This window comes from Rariglobus hedericola, from assembly GCF_007559335.1.
Classification (GTDB): Bacteria; Verrucomicrobiota; Verrucomicrobiia; order Opitutales; family Opitutaceae; genus Rariglobus; species Rariglobus hedericola.
Genome location: NZ_VMBG01000001.1, coordinates 1571081 through 1595132 on the forward strand (window position 1 = coordinate 1571081; position 24052 = coordinate 1595132).

At 62.4% G+C, this 24052-nt stretch carries 17 protein-coding genes and 1 tRNA gene; 9 read left to right on the plus strand and 9 right to left on the minus strand.

Translation table 11 applies throughout. From position 1 onward, the window contains the following. Nucleotides 1-12: 12 nt before the first annotated feature. The 3 genes from FPL22_RS06920 to FPL22_RS17820 all read right to left on the minus strand — a co-directional run bounded on the left by FPL22_RS06920 (nt 13) and on the right by FPL22_RS17820 (nt 6799). On the minus strand, nt 13-1629 hold the full coding sequence (locus FPL22_RS06920; protein WP_238991386.1) for a phosphatase PAP2 family protein: 1617 nt from the start codon (nt 1627-1629) through the stop codon (nt 13-15). Between the two features lie 113 nt (nt 1630-1742). After that, on the minus strand, nt 1743-2810 hold the full coding sequence (locus FPL22_RS06925; protein WP_144229369.1) for an N-acetyltransferase: 1068 nt from the start codon (nt 2808-2810) through the stop codon (nt 1743-1745). 50 nt (nt 2811-2860) lie between these two features. Then, nucleotides 2861-6799, minus strand: a complete 3939-nt coding sequence (locus FPL22_RS17820; protein ID WP_203235128.1) for an aminotransferase class I/II-fold pyridoxal phosphate-dependent enzyme — start codon at nt 6797-6799, stop codon at nt 2861-2863. A 131-nt stretch (nt 6800-6930) separates the two neighbouring features. On the opposite strand from FPL22_RS17820, the gene FPL22_RS06950 reads away from it, so the two are divergent. Genes FPL22_RS06950 through FPL22_RS06960 form a run of 3 tightly spaced genes read left to right on the plus strand, consistent with a single transcriptional unit; the run spans nt 6931 to nt 9146 of the window. After that, on the plus strand, nt 6931-7758 hold the full coding sequence (locus FPL22_RS06950) for an SDR family oxidoreductase (protein ID WP_144229370.1): 828 nt from the start codon (nt 6931-6933) through the stop codon (nt 7756-7758). Next, entirely contained in the window at nt 7755-8483 is a 729-nt protein-coding gene (locus FPL22_RS06955; protein WP_144229371.1) for a CDP-alcohol phosphatidyltransferase family protein, read from the plus strand. Before FPL22_RS06950 ends, FPL22_RS06955 begins: the two co-directional genes overlap by 4 nt. 12 nt (nt 8484-8495) lie before the next feature. Continuing rightward, on the plus strand, nt 8496-9146 hold the full coding sequence (locus FPL22_RS06960) for a LicD family protein (RefSeq protein ID WP_144229372.1): 651 nt from the start codon (nt 8496-8498) through the stop codon (nt 9144-9146). Here the strand turns inward: FPL22_RS06960 and FPL22_RS06965 are convergent. Then, nucleotides 9130-10254 (minus strand): inositol-3-phosphate synthase, encoded by a 1125-nt coding sequence (locus FPL22_RS06965; RefSeq protein ID WP_144229373.1) that lies wholly within the window; start codon nt 10252-10254, stop codon nt 9130-9132. The genes FPL22_RS06960 and FPL22_RS06965 overlap by 17 nt on opposite strands. 197 nt (nt 10255-10451) lie before the next feature. Between FPL22_RS06965 and FPL22_RS06970 the strand changes: the two genes are divergently transcribed. The 4 genes from FPL22_RS06970 (at nt 10452) to radC (ending at nt 15257) form a co-directional block, all read left to right on the plus strand. Next, a complete protein-coding gene (locus FPL22_RS06970) occupies nt 10452-12695 on the plus strand; it encodes a hypothetical protein (protein WP_144229374.1) in 2244 nt (747 codons plus the stop codon). A 216-nt stretch (nt 12696-12911) separates the two neighbouring features. Further along, nucleotides 12912-13931 (plus strand): peptidylprolyl isomerase, encoded by a 1020-nt coding sequence (locus FPL22_RS06975; protein WP_144229375.1) that lies wholly within the window; start codon nt 12912-12914, stop codon nt 13929-13931. Between the two features lie 118 nt (nt 13932-14049). Beyond that, complete coding sequence (locus FPL22_RS06980) at nt 14050-14547, plus strand: hypothetical protein (RefSeq protein WP_144229376.1); 498 nt, start codon at nt 14050-14052, stop codon at nt 14545-14547. Beyond that, nucleotides 14544-15257 (plus strand): RadC family protein, encoded by a 714-nt coding sequence (gene radC, locus FPL22_RS06985; RefSeq protein WP_144229377.1) that lies wholly within the window; start codon nt 14544-14546, stop codon nt 15255-15257. Before FPL22_RS06980 ends, radC begins: the two co-directional genes overlap by 4 nt. A gap of 54 nt (nt 15258-15311) precedes the next feature. On the opposite strand, the gene FPL22_RS06990 is transcribed toward radC, so the two are convergent. Further along, nucleotides 15312-15397 (minus strand) — tRNA-Tyr (locus FPL22_RS06990). Between the two features lie 125 nt (nt 15398-15522). Between FPL22_RS06990 and FPL22_RS06995 the strand changes: the two genes are divergently transcribed. After that, a complete protein-coding gene (locus tag FPL22_RS06995) occupies nt 15523-16959 on the plus strand; it encodes a phospholipase D-like domain-containing protein (RefSeq protein WP_144229378.1) in 1437 nt (478 codons plus the stop codon). A 101-nt stretch (nt 16960-17060) separates the two neighbouring features. Here FPL22_RS06995 and FPL22_RS07000 read toward each other — a convergent pair whose 3' ends face one another. Genes FPL22_RS07000 through cimA form a run of 4 tightly spaced genes read right to left on the minus strand, consistent with a single transcriptional unit; the run spans nt 17061 to nt 21690 of the window. Then, entirely contained in the window at nt 17061-18290 is a 1230-nt protein-coding gene (locus FPL22_RS07000; protein WP_144229379.1) for an ABC transporter permease, read from the minus strand. Next, entirely contained in the window at nt 18287-18940 is a 654-nt protein-coding gene (locus FPL22_RS07005) for an ABC transporter ATP-binding protein (protein WP_238991330.1), read from the minus strand. Before FPL22_RS07005 ends, FPL22_RS07000 begins: the two co-directional genes overlap by 4 nt. Nucleotides 18941-18959: 19 nt before the next feature. Beyond that, entirely contained in the window at nt 18960-20072 is a 1113-nt protein-coding gene (locus FPL22_RS07010; RefSeq protein WP_144229381.1) for an efflux RND transporter periplasmic adaptor subunit, read from the minus strand. Nucleotides 20073-20127: 55 nt separating this feature from the next. Further along, a complete protein-coding gene (cimA, locus tag FPL22_RS07015; protein WP_144229382.1) occupies nt 20128-21690 on the minus strand; it encodes a citramalate synthase in 1563 nt (520 codons plus the stop codon). A gap of 110 nt (nt 21691-21800) precedes the next feature. Between cimA and FPL22_RS07020 the strand changes: the two genes are divergently transcribed. Then, nucleotides 21801-24026, plus strand: a complete 2226-nt coding sequence (locus tag FPL22_RS07020) for a CHASE2 domain-containing protein (RefSeq protein ID WP_144229383.1) — start codon at nt 21801-21803, stop codon at nt 24024-24026. Nucleotides 24027-24052 lie beyond the last annotated feature (26 nt).

Sequence of the window (24052 nt, forward strand, 5' to 3'; positions counted from 1 at the left end):
CCCCGTCATCGTTCAGCGACTCGCCGCTTTGAAACGCAGCACGGCACGGTCACCGGCTTTGTAGATCACATACCACGCGCGCGCAAAGGGGTCGGCCCAGACCGGCAGCCACATCGGCACCTTGTTGCGCGAACTCACCCAACGCACCGGATTCGACGAGCTGATGTCGATGTCAGCGGAGTTAACCGTGAGTTCGCCCGACATCACGCCTTGCCGCACCAAAATCGTGAGCAACACCTGCTCGGGATTGTTCCCCGCATGACGCGGCGGACAATCCCGCGCATCAAGCGCCAGCTGTTGCCATTCAACCAGCAACACGCGCACTGCCGGCCGGCGTGTATCCACGCCTACCAAGCCACTCACGAATTCACGCTGGTCCATCGTCTCCTCCGGCACCGCCAACCTGGCCACCACCGCCGGATCACAGCGCAGCCGCAGAGCCGATTGGCCTGCCAACAAATACAGGCCATGCTGATCGATGGACTCAGTCATCTCCGTCCATGGCCCGCGAATAATCGCCGCGCTGTCCAGCCACAGCAATTTACCTCCGTAAATTTCCATCGTCCGATGAATGACCACCGGCTTCCACGCATAGGTGCGCTTCTCCGGTTTCACATGCTCCGGCAGCTGAGAAAAATCGAGCGTATGGAATAACGCCCATGGAAAACGTCGCTTTAACCGTGCGAGTGTTTTCGCGCTCAACCCCAAATCCCAAACCACCACCCGTTGCCGCAGGTTTAATTCGTGTCGTTCTACACTGAGCAATAACTGATACAGACAACGCCAAAAAGGCTCGTCTGCCGCCGTCACCAAAGTCGGCTCATGAAACTCAATCCGCTCCTCGCTTCGTCTCATTACCGCCCACGCGACCGTCGCCAGTGCCATCCCCGCCAGTCCGTCGACCAGATAGTGGTGATTCAAATACACCGACGAAAACATCACCAGCAGCCAGAAGCCCGTCATCACGATGCGCAGCGACCGGAAGCGCCACGCAAACAGCGCCGCGAGAAAAGTCTGCCCCACGTGCAACGAGGGAATCGCCCCGAACACATTGGTGTTTTTCGCGTAGTAATCCGCAAACCAGGTCACCCCAAGCAACGCATCGAAACGCGCCGCGCCCGCCGCCTCGGGTGCCGCCGTCAGCACAGCCGGCCCGAGTCCGTAATGATCCGCATACCACGGAGGCGCCGCCGGATAAATCATCCAAATGACATATGCCGCGAGATTGAGCCACAGCATCGCCCACATGACTCCTTCCGCACCCGGTATTTTTTTAACGAATCGCCACCACGCCGCCACGAGGAGAAACACCGGCACAAACGCCAGGTAGGCCACCCCGCACACGAGGTCGAGCAGCGCATGCGTGTGCGTCTGCAACCAGGCGGACAGCGTCGTCACCGCGTCACCGTCGCGCACCCCGAACAGAGCCAATTCCAGCGCGTGCGGACCGGCCACGTTGACCGTAGCGCGCAACGACAGGGCCCAATACTGCTGCGAATCATAGACCGTCACCATGATCAGCAGCGGCAGCAAAAACCGCCCTGCCGCCCGCAGCCTCGGCCCCGCGTAATAAACCGCCAGCGCTGCGAGCACCAACCACGCATGATCTCCACGCAATCCGCCGAGCACCGTGTGCAACGCCAGAAAAACCGCGCCCATCGCAACCGGAACCCAACGACCCGCCGCACCCGCACCACGCCACCAGTCGCGCCATTCAGCGATGATTCTCTCGCCCCGCATGTTCACAGCGCCTTGTCGTAAAGCCGCAAGGTCTGCACGCGATGTCCGCCCAACCGGTTCACCAAAGCCAGGGTCTCTTTGTTATCCTCCAAGATCCATGAAAACTCCAGGCTCTGGTAATCCGATTGCTTCAACAGCGCGTGCATGTTGCGCATGAACAGCGCCGGCAGTCCGAGAATCCGCGCCTTCTTTTTAACGCCGAGCAGGAACAATCGGATTCCCTTCAGCTTTTTCCGTTTGGTCAGCAGGTGCCACCAGCCCAGCGGAAACATCCGCCCGTCGATGCGTTGGATGATTTCGTTCATGTCCGGAATCGCCACCATGATCGCGAGCGTCTCGCCGTCTTTCTCTGCAAACAACACCGTGCGCGGATCAATGAACAACCGGTATTGCTCCGCGTATTTCAAAAACTCCGCCTGTGAGATCGGCTGCGCGCCCCAGTTTTCGCGCCACGCCTCGGCAAACACCTCCGCAAGTCGCCCCGCTTCGCCGGGCAGATCCGCCATGTTCAACTCGCGCACATTCACTCCCGGCGCCATCCGGCTCGTCACCGCGATGATCCGGTCATACTGTTCCGTGTTCCAATGCGCCCAGTCGATCCGGCACACCAATAGATCCTTCGCCTTCGTGTAACCCGCCGCTTCGATGAGCGCGCGATAATACGGCGGCGTGTAACCCATGCCCGCCATCGGCGCATGCTCGAAACCATCGAGCAACACGCCCGCTTCATCCTGGATGCTGAAATTGGCCGGACCGCGCGCGACCGTAAGTCCGCGACCTCGCAACCACGCTTCGGCTGTCTCCAGCAACGCCCGCGCTGTCTCCGCATTATCCTCGCATTCGAAGAACCCGAAGAACCCCGCCCCGTCCGCATGCGCATCCAGATGCCGCTGATTGTGCATCGCCGCGATGCGGCCGACCACGTCATCACCCCGTCGTGCCAGAAAAAATTCCGCCTGCGAATGTTTGAAAAATTCCCCGCGCTTCGGGTCGGTCTGCGTGCGCACATCGAACAACATCGGGGGAACCCACGCCGTGTTCCCGCGATAAAACCTCCAGGGCAGTTTCAAGAAAACCTCTTTCTCTTTCCGACCGGTCACGCGGCTTACCTTAACGTCGCTCATGTGCTCAACTTCTCCTGGGTTTCGTTGAGCGCCGCAAGCTCACGCCCCAACAACACCGCCGTCCGCGTCAACTGCACCTCGGTGTGTTCCGCCGTGATGAAGAACCGCAGTCGCGCCCGTCCCTCCTCCACCGCCGGATAAAAAATCGGCTGCACATTCACGCCCGCCGCACCGAGCGCCTCCGCCAGTCGCAGCGCCTTGGTCGACGAACCCGTGATGCACGGCACCACCGCCGATTCCGCGCTGAGCCCGATATCGACCCCTTGCTCACGACACGCCCGACGGAAAAAATCTGCACGCTCGCGCAACGTGGCGGGCAACCCCGGGCGCGCCTGCAACAATTGCAGCGCCGCCAGCGCCGCCGCCGCATTGGCCGGTGACAGGCCCACGCTGTAAACAAAACCCGGCATCGTAAATTTGAGATAGTCGATCAACGCGGCATCGCCCGCCACATAACCGCCGCAACTCGCCAGCGTCTTCGACAACGTGCCCATCCACAGGTCCACGTCACCGCGCGTCACGCCAAAATGCTCGCCCGCACCCGCACCGGTCGCGCCCAGCACGCCGAGGGAATGCGCTTCGTCCACCAGCAGCATGGCATCGTATTTTTTCTTCAACGCGACCACGCCGGGAAGCGGAGCCAGGTCGCCATCCATGCTATAAACGCCTTCGACTGCGATCAGCACGCGCCGCGCCTTGGAGCGTTCCGCCGAGAGCAACGCTTCGAGCGCGGCCAGATCGTTGTGCGCGAAAGCCAGGCGTCGCGCGCCGGAAAGCCTTGCCCCCGTCACGATGCTGTCATGCGCCAGGCTGTCATGAATCACCAGATCCTCCGGCCCGAACAAATGCCCGATCAGCGCCACGTTGATCGAATGGCCGCTCACCGTGGCGAGTGCGCCGCCGCAGCCGAGGAACTCTGCCAGCGCGCGTTCGAGTTCACCGTGAACAGGCCGTTCGCCCGAAGCCACGCGACTGGCCGAGGCCGATGTGCCGTAGCGTAACACGGCCGCGGTTGCCGCTGCGTTCACCACCGGATCACCGGCAAGCCCGAGATAATTATAAGACGAAAAATTAACCACCTCGCGCCCGCCAATACTCGTCATCGCGCCAGCCGTGCCGTCATGCGCCTGAAAATACGGCATCGCAAATCCCGCCTGAGCCAGCGCCGCTTTGCGGGCCGCCAGTTCACGCACCTCGGGCAATCCGCCCGTTGCCACGCCCGCCAGCACTCGCGCATCGACGCCGCGCCACTGCGCGATCAATCCGCCGTTTTCATCCGCGAGATCGAAGTCCCCGCGCACGCCATCCGCACCTTCGCTCGTCAGGATCGCCGTGCACCGCACCGTGCCGCGCACCGGCCACTCGCGCAGCTGCCGATAGTCCGCGAATCCAGTCACCAGTGCCGCCCGGCGTCGCGTATCCGCCAACCAATACAGTGCGAGTTGCAACGCCCCGTCCAAAATCGTCACCGCATCTCCCTCCGCCGCGATCACGCCCTCGACCGAGGTCGCACCGACCCGCGGCGCACCCGCCAGCGCCTGCAACGCCGGTCCGTGAAAACCAAACTCCGCATAAAACGAAACCAACGATAATTCCCCGGGCAGCGTATCCGCCCGCGCCAGCGGCTGCTCCCATCCCGACACCTTAACTGTCCGTCCCGTCGCCGCCCGCACACCCGCGTCGGTGCAAAGCGTAAACGCACCGTCCGCTCCCGTCTCGGCGTGCAACGCCACGCGGTCACCCGTCACTTCCACCGGCGCCGTCACACGGAAATCCGCCACCGCCTCCGCGCCCGTGAGCTGTCGTGCCGCCTGGAGCATCGCCGCCATCGGCAGCAACCGCCGCCCGCCCGGACGATGCTCGCCCAGCCACGCATGCGTCGTCGTCTCGAACACCACCGCCGGCCCCGTCGTTTCCGCTGTCGCCCGTGGTGCCGCCGCAATCCACCCCGCCAGTTCGCCCACCGTGAGTGCGTGCGTAAAAATCGTGCGGGGCGGCGGCGTCATTCCCGGCAGGCTGCGTCCGAGCACCGTCATCAACTCCAAGGTCGTCAACGAATCGAAACCCAGGTCCGCCACGAACCAGTGCTCCGGTTTCACATCGCCCGGCTGCCATGCCGTGACGGCGCAGACCGAGGCCACGACCACCGCCAATGCATCGTCGCCATCCACCGTCTCTTCTGCCGTGAGCACGTCCGCCCCGCCGCCGGCTGCTGTCGCGCGCGCGACTTTGTTTTCATCAATCAACCAATACCGGCGCTGCGCCAGCGGTGACGGCGGCAACGAGATCAAATTTCCCGCAGACCGCTCCTTCACCGTGGCCGGCGGCGGCGTTTCACCGCACGCCACCTGCTCCAGACGTTCGATCAATTCCACCGTGTCCGCCGCGTCAAAATCCACCGCCTCGGTTTCCGTGCGACGAGTCGCCAGCGTGAACGCCGTGTCGCCGACCGTCGCTCCGCTGTCACGCACGGCGCTCGCCAGCTCGCCCGCATACGTCGCTAGCAACTCCCGATTGGGTGCCGACACCGTCACGCGCTGCTGTCCGCGCACCGGCTGGTGCGTCACCGCCACCGGAGGTTCTTCAATCACGACGTGCACATTCGTTCCGCCAAAACCAAACGCGCTCACCCCCGCGCGACGCGGCGTGTCGCCTTGTCGCTTCCACGCCTCGGCCGTCACCGGCACACGCAACCGCGCCGTCGTCGACGACAATTCCTGGCGCAGCGGTCCGCTCACTGGTTGAGGAAAAATCAGGCCCGACTCGACCGCGCACACCGCTTTGAGCAGCGACGCCATGCCCGCCGACGAAAGCCCGTGCCCGATATTGGCCTTGATCGACGACACCGGCACCGGAGCCGCCGCGCCGCCAAACACATCCGCCAGCGCCGCCAGTTCGCTGCCATCGCCCGCCTGCGTCGCCGTCGCATGCGCCTCCAGCAGGCCTGCACTCGCCGGATCACAACCCGCGTCCCGCCAGGCATCGCGCATGACCGCCGCCTGCCCGCTCGCACTCGGGGTGAGCGGGCCCTGTCCGCGCCCGTCGTTATTCATCGCCACACCGCGGATCACTGCAACTACACGGTCGCCGTCGCGTTGCGCGTCGGCCAACCGTTTTAACACCACCGCGCCCGCACCTTCACCGAGGACGAAGCCGTTTGCCTCCGTCTGAAACGGCGCGCAGCGATCCGTGAACGACAATGCCCCGATGCGGCTGAAGCACACCATCATTGTCGGATCGATGATCGTATAGACACCGCCCACGAGCGCCGCGTCCACGATGCCCGTGCGCAGGTGCAGCACTGCCTCGTGCAACGCCGCCAGCGCCGAGCTGCACGCCGTGTCCAACGCAAACGCCGGCCCGCGAAAATCAAACGCCTGGCTCACGTTCGCCGCGATCATGTTGAGCTGCGCGCCCGTGATCGTGTAGGCCGATATCGCCGGCACTCCCGCAAACACCGCGGCCTGCTCCTCCGACGTAAGGTTGGCCGCCACCCCGGAATGTCCGGACAAATTCACCGGCCCCGTCACCGCCCCGGTCAACCAAGTGCGGTGATCCTGCGACGACGCACCCACATAAACTCCGACCCGCCCATCCGCCAAAACGCGTCGCGCATAACCCGCGTCTTCCAACGCTTGTCGCGCCATCTCCAACATCAGGCGTTGCTGCGGGTCCATCAACCGCGCGCGTTTCGGGGTCACTCCAAAAAATTCCGGCGCGAACCATTCGATGTCATCGATGAATGCACCGGCCTGCGCAGGCGTTTTGTTCGCATGACGCGGATTCGCGCTATGCACGGTCGCGTGGTTCCACCGCAACGCGGGAACCGGACTCGTGTGAACCGAACCGGCCGCAATCATGCGCCGGAAGGCGACCAGGTCGCGAGCACCGGGGAATTTTGCCCCGGATCCGATAATAGCCACAGCGTCACGCATGGATAACAGGGATTCAGGAACTTGGTAAAACGCCACGCTCGCAAGTGAATTCCCAGTTGCTGCGCCGGTGGTTTTTGTGTCGTCTGCCGCGCCGGTCCGCGCTCGTCGCACCTTCCCGGCTCACCCACCCAATGGAACTGCGCAACCAGCACGTGTTCATCACCGGAGGCTCCAGCGGCATCGGCCTTTCCCTGGCCCGCCAAGCCGCCGCCGCGGGAGCACGCCTGAGCCTCGTGGGTCGCGATCCGGCCAAGCTCGCCACGGCCGCCGCCGCCGTGCGGGCAAACACACCGACCACGCCGGAAGTCGTTGTTTTTCCTGCCGATGTCTCCAGCGAATCCGCCGTGCTCGCCGCCTTGCAGGCTGCCGAAGCCGTCCACGGTCCCGTTGATATTTTAATCACCTCGGCCGGTGTCGCCCGCCCGGGTTATTTCGAGGAAATCCCCGTCTCCGTCTTCGAGCGCACCATGGCGGTAAACTATTTCGGCACGCTCTACGCCATCAAGGCCGTGGTGCCGGGCATGCGCGCCCGCGGACGCGGTGCCGTCGTGTTGGTTTCATCCGGCGCCGGCCTCGTCGGTCTTTTTGGCTATACGCCTTACGCCCCCAGCAAATTCGCGCTGCGCGGCTTGGCCGAGGCATTGCGCGGCGAACTCAAACCGGCCGGCATCGCGGTGACCATCGTGTATCCGCCGGATACCGACACGCCCCAACTCGTCGAAGAAAACCTCACCAAGCCGCCCGAGACCAAGGCCCTCACCGCCGGCGGCGGGCTTTGGACCGCCGATGCCGTCGCCCGCGTGACGCTGGACGCCGTGCGCTGCGGACGTTTTTCCGTCACCCCCGGCTTCCAACTCACCGTCTTGTCCTGGTTGCACAGCCTGATCGCGCCCGTGCTTCACTGGAGTTTTGATCGCGTCGCGACCCGCGCCCGCCGCGAGGCCGATTCCCAACGATGACCGCCACGGATCATCAAGCAGGCATCGCACTGATCGCGGGCGCGCTGATCCTGCTCGTCATCGCCACGCTTCGCGCCCCGGGTGCCCGCCATGCGCGGGTGTTGCGCGAGGGCGGCACCGCCTTCCTCGGCGAACGCCTGATGCACCTCGGCTACGGCTGGATCGACACGCTCGCCCGCCTGTGTGCCCGCGCCGGATTAAGCGCGACCACGGTGTCGTGGCTCTCACTCGCCCTCGGTCTCGTTGCAGGTATCGCCGCAGGCTTGGGCCGCCCCGGTGCGGCCGCCTGGGCGCTCACGCTTAGCGGGCTCGGCGACGGACTCGACGGCGCCATCGCCCGCTTGCAAGGCACCGCCTCGCGGGGCGGCGCGGTGCTCGATTCGGCTCTCGACCGCTACGTGGAGTTCTTTCTGTTCGCAGGGCTCCTGTTCTTTTTTCGTGGCGAACCTCTCGCCCAACTCGTCGTTGTCACCGCGCTTTTTGGCGGCTTCATGGTCACCTACTCGACCGCCAAGGCCGAGGCGCTTCAGGTCAAACCGCCCCGTGGTTGGATGAAGCGTGCCGAACGTGTCGTATGGCTCACCGGCGGCTGTGCGATCGCCGCCGCCGCCGGACAATTCGGCTTCGGTCCCGCCCCCATCCTGATCGGCGTGTGCGCGGTGATCGCCGTTTTCGCGAATCTCTCCGCCATCGTGCGCCTGCGCGCCCTGTGCCGCTCCGTCTGAGTCCCGCCGCCGATGTCGCTCACTCATCAATGGGACTATCTCCGCCGTCAGCTCCGGGTGCTCGTCCGCCACGTGCGCTACGCCGACGCCGCCTGGAGTGAGTCCGGCCGGCGCGCCCGGGCCGAGGCACTCGCCACCCTTTTCCACACCGTCAATTCATGGCTGCGTGAGAGCGGTGCCGAACATTGGATCTGCTACGGCACGCTGCTCGGCTACTGGCGCGAAGGATGCATTCTCTCGCACGATCGCGACGTTGATTTTGCAGCGCCAGCCGGAGCTTATGAACACCTGAAAGCCGCGGCCTCACGGCTGCCGGACGGCTTTACGTTGCACGACACATCGCACCGTCACGGAGGCCCAAAACTCTACATTAACTATCGCGGCTGGGAGGCGGATATTTACTTTCTCGTCGAGGAGCGCGGCACGTTGCGCACCATCCTCAACAGTCCCAACCCGGGCGATACCGCGCCTTTCCCACGCGATTGGTTTTATCCGGCGCGCACGGCTGATTTTCTCGGAACGCCAACGCAAGTCCCGCCCGAGCCGGAATTGTATTTGAAACACACCTACGGCTACACCGGCCCCGACGCGGAGATGGACCCCGTCACACGCTACTACCGGCCGCGGGCCGGAGCCGCGCCGGCGGTCAAGCCCCGCGAATGAACGCCGCGGTGCGCTCGCGCGCCTCGTGATCCGTGTATTGGACCGGCGGCGACTTCATGAAATAACTGGAAGGCGCGTCGAGTTGCCCCGACAGGCCGCGATCAAGCGCGAGTTTAATGCAGCGAACCGCATCGATGACCACACCGGCGGAGTTCGGCGAATCCCAGACTTCGAGCTTCACTTCGCACTTCAACGGCACGTTTCCGAAGGTCGTTCCTTCCATGTGGATGTGGCACCACTTGCGATCCTTCAGCCAGGGAACGTAATCGCTCGGGCCCACATGAACGTCGTCGGCCAGCATCGGTTCGCCGAGCTGGCTGGTGACCGCGTTGGTCTTGGAGATTTTCTTCGAGTCGAGACGCTCGCGCTCGAGCATGTTGAGGAAGTCGGTGTTGCCGCCGAAATTGAGCTGGTAGGTTTTGTCGAGACGCACGCCCCGCTCGCGAAACAGGTTCACCAGCGTGCGGTGCGTGATCGTCGCGCCCACCTGGGATTTGATGTCGTCACCGATGATGGGAAGACCGCGGTCTTTGAATCGCTTTTGCCATTCCGCTTTTGATGCAATGAACACCGGAATGCAGTTCACGAAGCCGCAACCGGCCGCGAGCACCTGCTCGACATACCACTTCGTCGCCTGCTCGGAGCCAACGGGAAGATAAGAAATCACAACATCGGTGCGCGTGTCCTTGAGGATCTTGGCCACGTCCACCACCGCGGCGGACGACTCGGTGACCTTCTCACTCACGTATTTGCCCAAACCATCGAGGGTCATGCCGCGCTGCACGGTCACACCCGACGCCGGCACATTGGCAAACTGGATGGTGTTGTTCGGCTCGACCAAAATGGCTTCGGCGAGATCCTTACCCACCTTGTTGGCATCGATGTCAAAGGCCGCGCTGAACTCGATGTCGCCGACATGGTAACCGCCCAGCACGACATTCATGAGCCCCGGCACCACTTCGTCCGCAGGTGAATTCCGGTAAAAGTGAACGCCTTGGATCAAAGAGGACGCACAATTGCCCACACCGATGATGGCTACCCGGACTTTTCGGCGACCATCGGAAGGCGGGCTGGTTTCGGCGATCGCGGGCGTGGGGATGGATGTCATGCGGCTTTGATAAAAGTGACGAAAGCCTGCAAAGACGCCCCCGCGCCACAAGATTCTAATCAGGCGCCCATCCGTCGAAAGACGTGCCGGCCCGATTAAAATCGCGAGTCGCCCCTCCGTTTCTTTAAAACCCTGCATCGTCCTCGTCGACATGAGCCGGAGCTAAACTGAACCGGTTCCTCTACCTTCAAAACCCCATGAAGTCATATCTGTCCTGCAGTCTCATCTCACTGCTGGCTTCGTTGATATTTTTCACAGGACTCACTGCGCACGCCGCCGAGCTCGTGCCGCGATCGCCCACGAGAACGCTCACGCTGCCCGCTTCCGCCGCGACCGTCACCGAGGGCGCGGCCTGGCTTATCCCGACCAGCCGCGGTCAGAGCCTCCATTTCAACGGCGCAGCGGCCGTCACGTTTGATCTGTCGCCGCTTAAACTCTACGCCGGTCACTACCGCTTCGGCCTGATCGTCCGCAGCGGCGTGCATTGGATAAATCCCAACGGGCAAATCCCTCATTATCGCTGGCGCGTGCTGCCCGCATCCGGACCGCCGACCGCGCCCGACCGGTTTATCTCGCTCGACCAGGCTCCGTTCCAACCCGTGCGCGAATCAGGCCAGCCCGACTCCTGGGCGAACTGGTATGCGACCGTGCAGGCGTCGCGCATGCTGAGACTCAAGGGCAACGAGAAGCTCGAGATCGCCAACACGCAGGATCACGGAGGCGTCATCGAACTGTGGCTGCAGCCCGTGTCCGCGTTGAATGCCGTCGATCTCCAGCTGAAGACCGACGCTCCCGACAACACGTTTACCCACGGCACCCGGCCCACGCTCAAGCTGAGCCTTGCCGTGCCCGAAGGCTTGCCCCGCATCGACGCCCTGCTCGCGCTCGAATGGCTCGACCTGCTCACCGCAAAAACCGTCGTCACGCGCTCGGCCATCACGCTTCAGGGCGGAACCCCGCAGGAGCTCACGCTCAAGCAAGACCTCAAGCCCGGCGTGTATCGTGTTCGCGCGACCATCGAATCCAAAGATCGCACCGCCATCGATGAACTCGCTCACACCGCGCAATGCCTGCTCGCCTATTCGCCGGCACGCCTCACCGCGGATCTGCCTGACGACTGGCCCCTCGGTGCCCACATTGACAAAAAACTCCCGCCCATGCCGGGCTTCCGTTGGTTCCGGTATTTCACGCCGTGGTCGGATATCCACAAAGCACCGGGCGTCTACGATTGGGCTGAGTTTGATCGCGTTTTCAAATCCGTGAAAGACGTCGGCGGCCGCGTGATGATCGCCTATGACGGCTCGCCGTTATGGACGAGTGCGCGTCCCAAAGCGGGTCTGCCGTGGTCCGCGTCCGGCACTGCCAATCCCCCGGACGACTGGGACGTTCAACGCGATTACTTGATCGAGCTGATCAAACGCACGCAGGACGAACGCGGCACGCTCGCCGCATTGGAACTGTGCAACGAAGCCAACACCGTCGAGCGCTGGCAGGGCACGCCGCAGGACATGCTTGCGATGGCGCGCACCTTTCGCACCGCCGCCCGCACGTCCCGCACTCCGGTCAAAATCGTCGGCCTCGCCGTGAGTGCCGGCCATCAGCAAAAATTCGTGGAAGATCAGATTAACGCCGGCCTGCTTCCGCTCGTGGACGAGGTTTCCGGCCATTTCTACGAAGAGGTGATGAGCCCCGAACTCGCGACCCCGATCAACAATCTCCCGCGGCACGTGAGCTTGATCAAAGACCCGATGCACGCCGCCGGTTTCAACCTGCCCTTGCTCAACACCGAAACCGGCATCGACTTCGCCGCGCGCGTCAACGGCCTTCCCCCCGCGCAGGACACGCTCAATCAAATCCACCGCGCCGATCCCCGCTTCAACCCCAAGGAACCGTGGTTGCTGGGAAGCAACTGGACCCAGGTCAGCGAGCGCCGCGCCGCCGCCACTTACGTGACCGGCACCACTCAACTCATGGGACTCGGCGTAACCCGCTCGTTTTATTTTAATTACTTCGCGTTCACGATCGACGATGCCCCGAGCCTGCCGTGGGTCGCCCTCGGACGCTTCGGAGACGTCATCTACAACGTTGATTACAAGGTCATCCAGCCGCTTGAGGCCGCTTATCCGGACAGCGATGGCAAAGACGGCAGCCCCAAGGCGCTCGCCTACATCCTCGGTCGGCCCGGTGAACGGCAGGTCATCGTGGCATGGGGATTTCTCAGCGATACCAGCATCGGGCGTTCGAAACACTGGCAGCGCTGGCTCGATCCTTTGCCCATGCGCGTAAAGGCCGATGTCCACGACGCCGTGCTCAGCGACCTCTACGCACGCACGACGTCCACGATTAACAGCACCGGCGGTTCGCTCCAGTTCACCTGCGGCGAAGAGCCCGTGTTCATCGAGATCAACCCGGCGCAGGCCTCCACCGGCCGTGTAAAATAACTGTCCGCGCATCCGTTCTTACACAGGTTATATACACGATTACTGCACGCCGGGCTGAACATTCCCTGAAATTGGGCGTCAGACCCCCACCCACTGGCTGACTCAAAAAACCGACTCCGTCACTCCTCGCGGCCTCCGGTTTCCACAGTTGACCGCCCCCCCGTGCCTCCTACCGTTAAAAGCAATTCTCTCGTTTCTGCCCAATCTGCACACTCCATGACGTTCCGCCGTCTCCGTTTCCTCGGCTCCCTTGCCGCTCTCGCCCCGCTCGCCGCTCTTGCGCAGACCCCGACGCCGACCCCGGCTGCCACCCCCAACCCCGTCGACAGCATCTCGTTGCGTTTTGCCAACGGCGTCGTGGCGGTCGCTGAGGACAAGGTTATCACCGTCGATGACCTCCGCCGCGAAATCGCCCCGCGCGTGCCCGCCCTCCAGCGCTCCGCCCGCAACGAAAAGGACTTCAACGAGCGCCTCGAAACCCTACAGGACGAAATCATCCAGCAGATGATCGATCGCATCCTGATCGTGAAAGAGTTCAAAAAGGACGAAAAGCGCCGCGTCCCCGAAAGCTTCATCAACAACGCCATCGCCGAGGAACAGATCCGCCGTTTCGACGGCGATCGCGCCAAGTTCCTCGCCTACCTGCGCAACAGCGGCCTCACCTATCGCGACTACCGCAAGAAGGTCGAAGACGACATGATCTACGACTACATGCGCGGCCAGCAGCGCAAGAACCAGAACATCGTCAGCCCCGCCCGCGTCGAGGCGTTCTACAACGAGAACAAAGACCGTTTCATGCAGGACGACCAGGTCCACATGCGCCTGCTCTCCCTCACCCGCCAGCCCGGCGACACCGACGAGCAGCTCCTCGCCCGCGCCGCCGTGGTCACCGACCGCTTCAAGGCCGGCACCAAATTCGAAGACCTCGCCCGCGAACTCAGCCAGGACTCCAAACGCACCAAGGGCGGCGACTGGGGCTGGCAGCCTCGCGCCGACCTCAAGCCCGAGTTCAGCGAGCCGTTGTTCAAACTCGAAAAAGGCCAGATCACCGCGCCGATCGTCGCGCCCGAAGCCGTTTACGTTCTTTACGTCGAAGACCGTAAATTCGCCGGCACCCAGTCCCTCGCCGATGTGCGCGAGCAGATCGAGCGCACCCTCATCAATCAGATGGCCCGCGAATCCGAAGAGCGCTGGATCGAGCGTCTCCGCCGCAACGCCTACGTGAAGATTTACTGAGTCATTCACCGCCCCGAGCATCAGCCGGTCCCGAAACGGACCGGCTTTTTTGCGTCCATTTACGAAGCCCCTGACCTCGCCTCTTGCCTACGGATCACGCCGCGCCTATCGTTTGCTTATGACGAACTTGGAATGGCTCGAAGCCCTCAGCTACATCGTCACCATCGTCGGTTTGCCCTTCGCGATCTGGGTGTTCCTCAAAGAACAGCGCAAGGAACGCATCAACGACGACGAAGACCTCTACCTGCAGCTCTCCGACGAATACTCGAAATTTCTCCGGCTCGTCCTCGACAACGCCGATCTGCGCCTGATGACCCAAGCGGAGCCATCCACGCCGTTTAATCCCGAACAGATCGAGCGTCGCGACATCCTCTTTGAAATCCTGATCTCCATTTTCGAGCGCGCCTACATCCTCGTCTACGAAGACGAGATGAACCGCCAGACCGCCCGTCTCTGGCAGACGTGGGAAGATTACATGCGCTACTGGTGCCGCCGGAGTGATTTCCGCGACCGCCTCCCGCTCCTCCTTGAAGGCGAAGATCCGGACTTCCAGCGCCACATCACCGCGATTGCCGACAACGAATCCCGCGCCCCCAAACCCGCTTATACGCCGTGACCCCGCCAACCAATCGCCTCCAAACCCTCGCCACCGGCGACCGCCCGCAGGAGCGCTTGGAAAAGCACGGCGCGGGCGTGCTCAGCGACAGCGAACTGCTCGCCATGCTGCTGCGCAGCGGCACCAAGGGCCACGACGTTCTCACGCTCTCGAACCGCCTCATCGCCGAGGCCGGTTCACTCGCCGGCCTGATTCAGTGGCGCGAAACCGACTTCAAAAAACTCAAGGGCATCGGCCGCGTCAAAGCCCTCCAGCTTATCACCGTGATGGAGGTCGCCCGCCGCATTCTGGCGCACGCCGGCAGCCACACACCGCCACTCATCGACAGTGCCGACAAAGCCGCCGAGTTCCTGCGCGCCTACACCCACGGCCTCGTGGTTGAAAAATTCTGGGTGCTTTGCCTCAACCGCAAAAACCGGCTGATCAAGTGCGTTGAAATCACCTCCGGCACCGCCAGCGCCACACTTGCCCACCCGCGCGAGGTGTTTCGCGAAGCCATCAAGGAATCCGCCTCGGCCATCATTTGTGCGCACAATCATCCTTCGGGTGACCCGACCCCGAGTTCCGCCGACATCAAAATGACCCGTCAGCTCCGCGACGCCGGCCAGACCGTGGACATCACGCTGCTCGACCACGTCGTTCTCGGGCAGACCGGCTCCGACCCCAGCGGTCTGGGCTACTACAGTTTCCGCAGCGCGGGCCTGATCTAAGTCATTCGCGCCAAGCGGACATAAAAAAACCTTCCCGGCCACAGGAAGGTAAACTGGTGGTGGAAGCCGGAGTCGAACCAGCGAACGCGTGAGCGGGAGGATTTACAGTCCCCATCCTTTGGCCACTTGGATATTCCACCAAACAGAAGGGTCAAAAAGGCGTTTCCCCGTCCTTAGTTCAAGTCCCAATTTGCCCTAATTTCCGGCCCTCCCCCTGTCTTGCTTCAGGCCGCGCAACCGCCACCGTCAACCGCACATACCGCGCATGACCGAGGAAGTCTCCCAAGCCGTCGGCACCAGCCTGCTCACCCACCTTCTTACGGTGGGCGGCTTTCTGTTGGCCGTGTTCGCCCTCGCCCGACTCGCCAGCGAGAAACGCCAGCCCAGCAACACCGTCGCGTGGTTGCTGATGATCATCCTCATTCCTTACGTTGGCGTGCCGCTTTTTCTCCTGTTTGGCGGACGTAAGATCCAGCGTCTCGCGCGCAACAAACGCCCCGTCGTGCCCCGTTTGCAGGGTATCCCTGCGATCAGCCCCGCCCTCGCCGCGCAGCCCACGCCGCACACCATCACCTCCACCGGTGCGGGCGCCCCCGCCGGCGGCAACACCGTGCGGCTCATCACCACCGGCGAACAGGCGTTCACCGAACTCGAGACGCTGATCAACGAAGCCAAGCATTCCATCCACATCGCCACGTTCATTCTCGGTCGCGACGACACCGGCCGGCGCATCATCAATCTTCTGGCCAAACGCGCCCGCGAGGGCGTGAAGGTCCGCCTGCAACTTGACGCCCTCGGCTGCCTGTTCTCCAGTCGCGGCTTCGCCGACGTGCTTCGCAACGCCGGCGGCGAGGTTGTGCGTTTCATGCCGGTCGTCCCGCTTTCGACCCGCAGCTCGGCCAATCTGCGCAATCACCGCAAGATCGCCGTCTTCGACCAGCACACCGCCATCGTGGGCGGCCACAACCTCGCCCACGAATACATGGGCGCACAGCCGCTGAAAAAACGCTGGGCCGACTTTGGCGCCGTCATCAGCGGTCCCGCCGCGGCACTACTCAACGAGGTGTTCCTCGCCGACTGGTCTTTCGCCAGCCGCCAGCCGATCGAAACCCTCCGCGGGGAAGCCGACTCCACCGCCGTGCGCACCGAGGGCGATAGCGCCGTGCACATTGTCGCCAGCGGCCCCGATGTTCACGGCGATCCGCTTTACGAGGGCATCATCTCGATGATCCAGGAAGCCGAGACGAGCATCCTGATTATCACGCCTTACTTCATTCCCGACGAGGTCCTGCTGCGTTCGCTCATCGTCAAGGCGCGCTCCGGTAAAAACGTCACGCTCGTCATCCCCGCCAAGTCCAACCACCCGGTCACCGACTTCGCCCGCCGCCACTATGTGCGCCAGATGACCAAGGCCGGCGCACGCGTGCTCCACCACACCGGCCGCATGATGCACTCGAAGGCCGTGATCGTGGACGATCGTATCGGCCTGCTGGGCTCCGCCAATTTCGACCTGCGCAGTCTCTTCGTGAATTTTGAAATCGGCGTGTTCCTCTACTCCGAGGCCGACGTCCGCGCGATGCGCGCCTGGGCCGACGAATTGCTCGCCACGTGCAGCGAGCCCAAGCCCGAACCGCGTCCCCGCACACGTCTGCTCGGCAACCTCGCCGAGGACCTCAGCCGCCTCTTCGCGCCGTTACTCTGAGCTGAGCTCAGTTTAAGTTCAGAGTTTAAGATTAAGTCAGACCTCCGGCGGTCCGAACTTAAACTTAATCTTCAAACCTCAACTGAATGAGCGCGACGCGCTCATTCATACCGCAACGCCTCGATCGGATCGAGCCGGGCCGCCTGGATCGCCGGATACACGCCGGCCAATACGCCGGCGGTGACACTGAACGCAAAGCCCACGAAAAACGCCGAGCTCACCAGCAACGGCCTGCTTCCCGAGGGCAACACCGCCTGCAATCCCTCGATCACGCCCACCGCCACGGTGATGCCAAGTATGCCGCCGAGCAGGCTGAGCGTCACCGCTTCGGCAAGGAACTGGCAGAAGATGTTAAACGGCGATGCACCGACCGCCTTGCGCACCCCGATCTCACGCACGCGTTCGTTGATCGACGCCAGCATCAGATTCATGATGCCGATGCCGCTCACCAGCAGTGACACACCGGCGACCGCCGCACCGCCGAGCACGAATGCCGTCTTCATCTGGTTATAGCTCGCCAGCTGCTGTTGCTGCGTATCGACCTTGAAATCCAGCACCCCGCGATGGCGGTGATAATACAGGTTTTGCACCGCATCGACCGCCTCATCGAGGCGCGCGACGTCATCGATCTTATGATTCAACCACGACAGGCGCACCGTGTTCTGCAGCTTGATCGCCATCGTGGAAACCGGGATGAACGCGATGCGGTTTTTACCCTCCATCACGTTGTAACTCCCGTAATACAGTTCGTAATTTTTGAGCAGTCCGATGACGAGAAAGGGGCGCCCGTTTACGTTGATGTATTGGCCGACCGGATCTTCCTGGGGCTCGAACAACTCCTCGAACACCTTCGTGCCAATGATGACCACGTTGGATGCATCTCGCTGGTCCAGATCACTGAACGGGCGACCCGCGACGATCTCGTAGCGGTTGATTTCAAAGATGTCGTTTTCAACGCCCTGCACACGCTGCGCCGTCCGCCGGTTGCCGCGGGTGAGCTGCGCATTACTCAGGTCGATCTCAGGGGAAACAAACCGCACGCCGGGGATCAACGCCTTCACGGCCCGCGCATCATCAAGAGTGAGGCCGGACGAAAGACTCGTCAGCGGCTTCTGTCGCTCGGGCACGGCGTCGGGGGCGCTGGAAAGTTTTTCGAGCCCGCCCGATTCATCGAGGGATACTTTCCACGTTTCGAAAAGCCCTTCCATGAATCCGGTCGTCACCACCATCGAAGCGACGCCCAGGAGCACACACGCGATGGTGAGCGCCGAGCGCAATTTGTGCGCCCAGACCTCGCCCAGTCCATTGATCACGCCGGTGAACCAGTTCATGCGAAACGCTCCTCGATGCGCCCGTCGAGCACATGCAACCGGCGCTTGAAATGCGACGCGATCTCCGGCGAATGCGTCACTAGGATGATCGTGCGGCCCTGCGCGTTCAGCTCTTTGAAGAGATTCAAAATCGAGGCCGCCGTGTGGCTGTCGAGGTTGCCGGTCGGCTCGTCGGCCAGCAAAATGCGCGGCTCGTTGACGAGTGCCCGGGCGATGGCGACGCGCTGCCGTTGTCCGCCCGAAAGCTGGCCGGGCCGGTGATGCGCACGATCCGTCATGCCCACGCTCGCCAGCGCCCGCTCAACGCGTTCATCGGCATCGGCCGGTGGCTCCGGATTATAAGAAAGCGGCAGGCGCACATTGGCGCGCACCGTCAGGCGCGGGAGCAGATTAAACGCCTGAAACACGAAGCCGATCTTCGCCGCCCGCACGCGCGCCCGACCGGTTTCGGTGAGCACGGAAACCGGTTTCCCTTCGAATAAAATCTCTCCCTCGGTCGGAGAATCGAGGAATCCGAGCAGGTGCATGAGCGTGGATTTTCCCGAGCCCGACGGACCGAGGATCGCCACGAAGTCGCCTTCGTTGATCACAAAGTTCGCGTCGGCCAGCGCCGTGACCGTGTTCTCACCCATGCGATAGCGCTTCGACACGCCAGACAGCCTGAGCACTTCAGAAGGCATCGGGCTTGATCGCCGGACGGGACGCAGCCGGACGCTTGGTGGACACCTCATCGGTCTCTTTCAGTCCGTCGGTGATTTCGACATATTGGTCATTCCGCACGCCGATTTTCACGATGGTTTTAACCGGCTCGGTGGCGGGCGGCTTCGGGCGGATGAAGACAAACGTCTCGTCCGTCTTGTTGTCGAAAAACACCGCGGTGGTTTCCACCGACAGCGCTTTTTGCGAAGCGGCGACCTGGATATGCACGCGCGCCGTCATGCCGGGCTTCACGCGCGGATGCGATTTCTCGATGCCGATCTGCACCGGGAAATCGCGGGTGCGCGCATCGCCCGCGGCCTTGGCGGCAGCCGGCGAAATAAACGTGATGCGACCGCTCGCGCGCGCCTCGGGCACGGACTCGAACGTGATCTCGACCGGTTGACCGAGCACCAGCGTGGCCGCGTCGATTTCGTTGAGCGACAACTCGACGCGCAGACGCTTGAGATCGGCCAGTTCGATAAGCGTGACACTCTCGCGACCGGCATCCGCGCCCGTGACCACCATGCCCGGGCGCGCGGCCACGCTCAACGCGGTGCCATCGTAAGGCGCGGCAATGGATGTCTTGGCCAGCGAACGCTCCAGCAGACGCATGCGCGCGCGTTGCGATTCCAAATCGGTCTCGGCGAGCCGGCGCGAGATACCGGCCTCCTGCTGCTCCTTCGTGTTCACATACGACTGATTCGCGAGGCGATCAATGCGTTGAAATTCCAACGTCGCGCGCTCGACGCGCAGTTGCGACGACTCGATCGCGAGGCGGGCCTCGTCGATCTGCACCTGCAGCGTGCTCTGATCGAGTTCGATGAGCGGTTGGCCGGAGCGAACGGCATCACCCGGATTCACCAGCACGGTCAGAATGCGGCCGCTAACCTCCGAACGAATGTCGGTCGAAAGGATGGGCGTGATCGAGCCGTTGGCGGTCACCGTCTGCACGAGATCGCGACGCAGCGGTTTGAGCCAGGTGTAGGTCACTTCATTTGCGCGCGAGGCCCGCGCGTGCAACACCCATGCAATGCCGCCAGCGACCACGGCCAAAGCCACGACGATCCACAGAAGACGTTTCATAAATAACGGGTGAGGTATAAAAAGAAGACCCGACACAGGTCGGGTCTCGGGATGCTCAGGCTTGCAGCAATTTGTAATTTATCGCGTCCGTGAGGGCCTCCCACGAGGCGTCGATGATGTTATCGCTCACGCCAACGGTGCCCCAGATATCCTTGCCGTCACCGCTCTCAATGAAGACGCGGGTGCGGGCATTGGCGCCGGCGCGGCTGTCGAGAATGCGCACCTTGTAGTCGCGCAGTTCGAGTTGCTTGAGCTGCGGGTAGATATTTTCGAGCGCGAGGCGCAGGGCCTTGTCGAGCGCGCCCACCGGACCGGTGCACTCGGCGACCGTGTGCAGGGATTCGCCGTTGATCTTCAGTTTCACGGTGGCCTCGGACACGGTATCGGAACCGCGACGCTCGACACTCACGCGGTAACCTTCGACCTCGAAAAACGACTTCGCCTGGCCGAGCGCGCGGGACATGAGGAGCTTGAGCGAAGCATCGGCGGCTTCGAATTCGTAGCCGCGAAACTCGAGCTCCTTGAGCTCGTCGATGAGGGTCTTCATCGCGGGATCTTTTTCATCAATCGCGAAGCCAAGTTCCCGCGCCTTCATGGCGATGCTGGAACGCCCGGCCATGTCGGAGACCAGCACGCGCGTGTGGTTGCCGACGAGCGACGGGTCGATGTGCTCGTAGGATGATTTCACCTTCTGCGCGGCGTTCGCGTGAAGGCCGCCTTTGTGCGCGAAAGCCGAGGCACCGATGTAGGGCGCCTTGGTGTCGGGCTTCAGATTGGCGAGTTCGTCAAAGTAGAGCGACAGTTCGCGCAGCTCGTGGAGATTCTTCGCGCAGTTCGCCGTGCGATTCATCTTAAGGAACAGGCTGGGCAGCACCGTGAACAAATTGGCGTTGCCCGTGCGCTCGCCATAACCGTTCGCTGTGCCTTGCACCAGCACCGCTCCGGCATCGATACCGGCAAGCGTAAGGGCCACGCCGAGGCCGCTGTCATTATGGCAATGCACGCCGACTTTGTCGCCGCCGAATTCCTTCACGACGCGGGCGATGATCGACTTGAAATCATCGACCAGGGTGCCGCCGTTGGTATCGCACAGCGTAAGGTTGCTGGCGCCACCGCGAAGCACAGCGGCGAGGGTTTTAAATGCGTAATCGGGGTCGAGCTTGTAGCCGTCGAAAAAATGCTCGGCGTCATAGATGACCTCGCGGCCCTGCGAAACGAGGTAGCTCACGGAGTCTTCGATCATCGCGAGGTTTTCCTCGAGCGTGGTGCGCAGAATCTCGGTGACGTGCAGCGTCGAGGTTTTGCCGACGATGGTCACGACCGGCGTATCGCTATCGAGGAGGGTTTTAAGCTGGGCGTCCTCGGAGGCCTTGATGCCGGCGCGACGGGTCGAACCGAAGGCGGCGAGCTTGGCGTGCTTGAGTTTCAGCTTACGCACTTCCTGAAAATACGTGATGTCGCGCGGGTTGGAGCCGGGAAAGCCGCCCTCGATGTAATCCACGCCAAACTGGTCGAGCTTCTCGGTAATCAGGAGTTTATCGGTGACCGAGAAGCTGATGCCTTCACCCTGCGTGCCATCGCGCAGAGTGGTGTCGTAGATTTTAACGGCGGAACTCATGGGAAGGTTGAGGTTTGCGCCTGAGGCGTCCGCTGGCAAGCGGCGGTTTCCCCGAAACCAGGCCCCTTTCAGGTTGCCCCCGCAAAGCTCTTCAACCACCCCTTTCACCCATGAAGCCGCGCCTTGTAAGCTTTCTGAAAGAACAACTTGTGCCCGTGGTTATTTGCTTCGGTCTGGCCGTGGCGCTGGGCTCCACGTCGTGGCTGCAACGCCTCGAAAACACCACCCTCGATCTGGTCACCCAGTTCCGATCGAATCCCAAGGTTCGCAACCTCCTTTCGTTGCCCGCCTCATCCGCCGATCCGCGCGTCGTGACCGTGGGCATCGACGATTCAAGCATCGAGGGTTACGGACGCTGGCCGTGGGACCGTAAGGTGCACGCGAAATTCATGTATGGCGTGTCGTTCGGAAAACCTCCGGTCGTCGCCTGGGATATACTTTTCGTGGAGCCCTCCGCCGACCAGTCGAGCGACGAGGTGTTGCAGGCCGCCGCCGCCGAGTTGAAGGGACGGGTGGTGTTTGGTGCTTATGCCACGAATGACGATCCGAGTCAGCCGGCGCTCGAGCACGCCCACAACCAACCGTTGACCCGCATTGAGGGAGACCTGTCGCGCCTGCCCACGTCGGATTTCGCGTTACGTCCGATTCCACAGCTTCAACAGGTCGGCCAGACGGCGTTCTGCGATACGCCTCCCGGCACGGATGGCATGCGACGCACCGTTCCCATGCTTCAACAGGTCGGCGGCCAGGTTTACCCCAGTCTTTCACTGCAAACCTTGATGGTTTACGCGGGCATCAGACCCGAGCAGGTCCGCATCGTCCTCGGTGATGCGATTTATCTGGAAGGAGACACCTTCAAACGTCGCATCCCGATCAACGAAAAGGGCCTTTATTTCGTCAATTACCGCTACGCCATCAAAGGTGCCAACATCGTTTCCTACGAGCGTCTCACCGAGAATTATTACGCGAATTACGTTAAAAATGAGCCGGTCGACGGGCTCCCTGTGATAGACGATAAAATCCTCATCGTCGGTCAGGTTTCCACGGGATTGAGCGATAACGGCGTCACTCCGTTTGGTGCAGAGACGCCGCTGGTGCTCGTGCATGCCAACGTCATCGACAATATCCTTAACGAAGACTACGCGTATGTGTGTCCGCAGCTGCCTATTTTTCTCATCGGTGTCCTGCTGGGTGTGTGCGGACTGGTGTTTCTCAGCAAACGCTCCCTGGCCGCGAAATGCACCTACGCCCTCAGCCTGCTGGTTCTCTATTTCGTCACGGCTGCCGCGCTGTGGGTATGCAAAGGCGCGGTGCTCCCGTTTCTGTGGCCGACACTCGGCTTCCTTGGCCTGCAAATATTCATGATCGTTCAGCAGCTCATCCGCGAACAACGGTCCAAGCAGCACATCAAGGGCATGTTCGGCACCTACGTTTCGCCCGATCTCGTCAACCGCATGATCGAGTCCGGCCAATCACCGCAGCTAGGTGGCCACGAAGAGACCATCACCGCGTATTTCTCCGACATCCAGGCCTTCTCGGCATTCTCTGAAAAACTCCCGCCCGACCGGCTCGGCGAGTTGATGAACGAATATCTCACCGCCTGCACCGACATCATTCAGGAGGAAGGCGGCACGCTCGACAAATACATCGGCGACGCGGTCGTCGCCATGTTCGGTGCTCCCCTGCCCTTGCCCGATCACGCCTTCCGTGCGTGCGTCGCCGGTCAGCGCATCCACCTCAAGCTCGCCGAACTGCGCGCCAAGTGGAAATCACAAGGCGCCCTCTGGCCCGAGATCGTCCACGAGATGCAATCACGTATTGGACTGAACACCGGCTCGGCGATCGTGGGCAACTTCGGCAGCCGCACACGCTTCGCCTATACCATGCTCGGCGACAACGTGAACCTCGCCGCCCGCATGGAATCAGGCGCGAAGAGTTGGGGCGTGTATTCGATGTGCACCGAAGCCACGCGCACCGCGTGCGAACGCGACGGCGGTGATCGCGTGGTCTTCCGCGCCCTCGGGCGGATCGTGGTCAAGGGCCGCACCAGCGCCGTGCCGATTTTTGAAATCGTCGGCCTCAAGGAAAACGTGTCCGACCAAACCCGTGAATGCCTGCGCCTCTTCGAGGCAGGTCTGGCCCGCTACTACGTGCGTGACTGGGAAGGCGCACTCGCGCTGTTCAGCCAAAGCCAGGCCTTGGAGCCGAACCAGCCCGGCATCACTCCCGGCGTGGGCAGCAATCCGTCCCGCATCTACACGGAGATCGTTGGCCGCTACCAGATCGCGCCACCGCCCGAAAACTGGGAAGGCGAATACGTGATGACCGTCAAGTGACCCGGCGTTGCGCGGGTTTAGCCCGC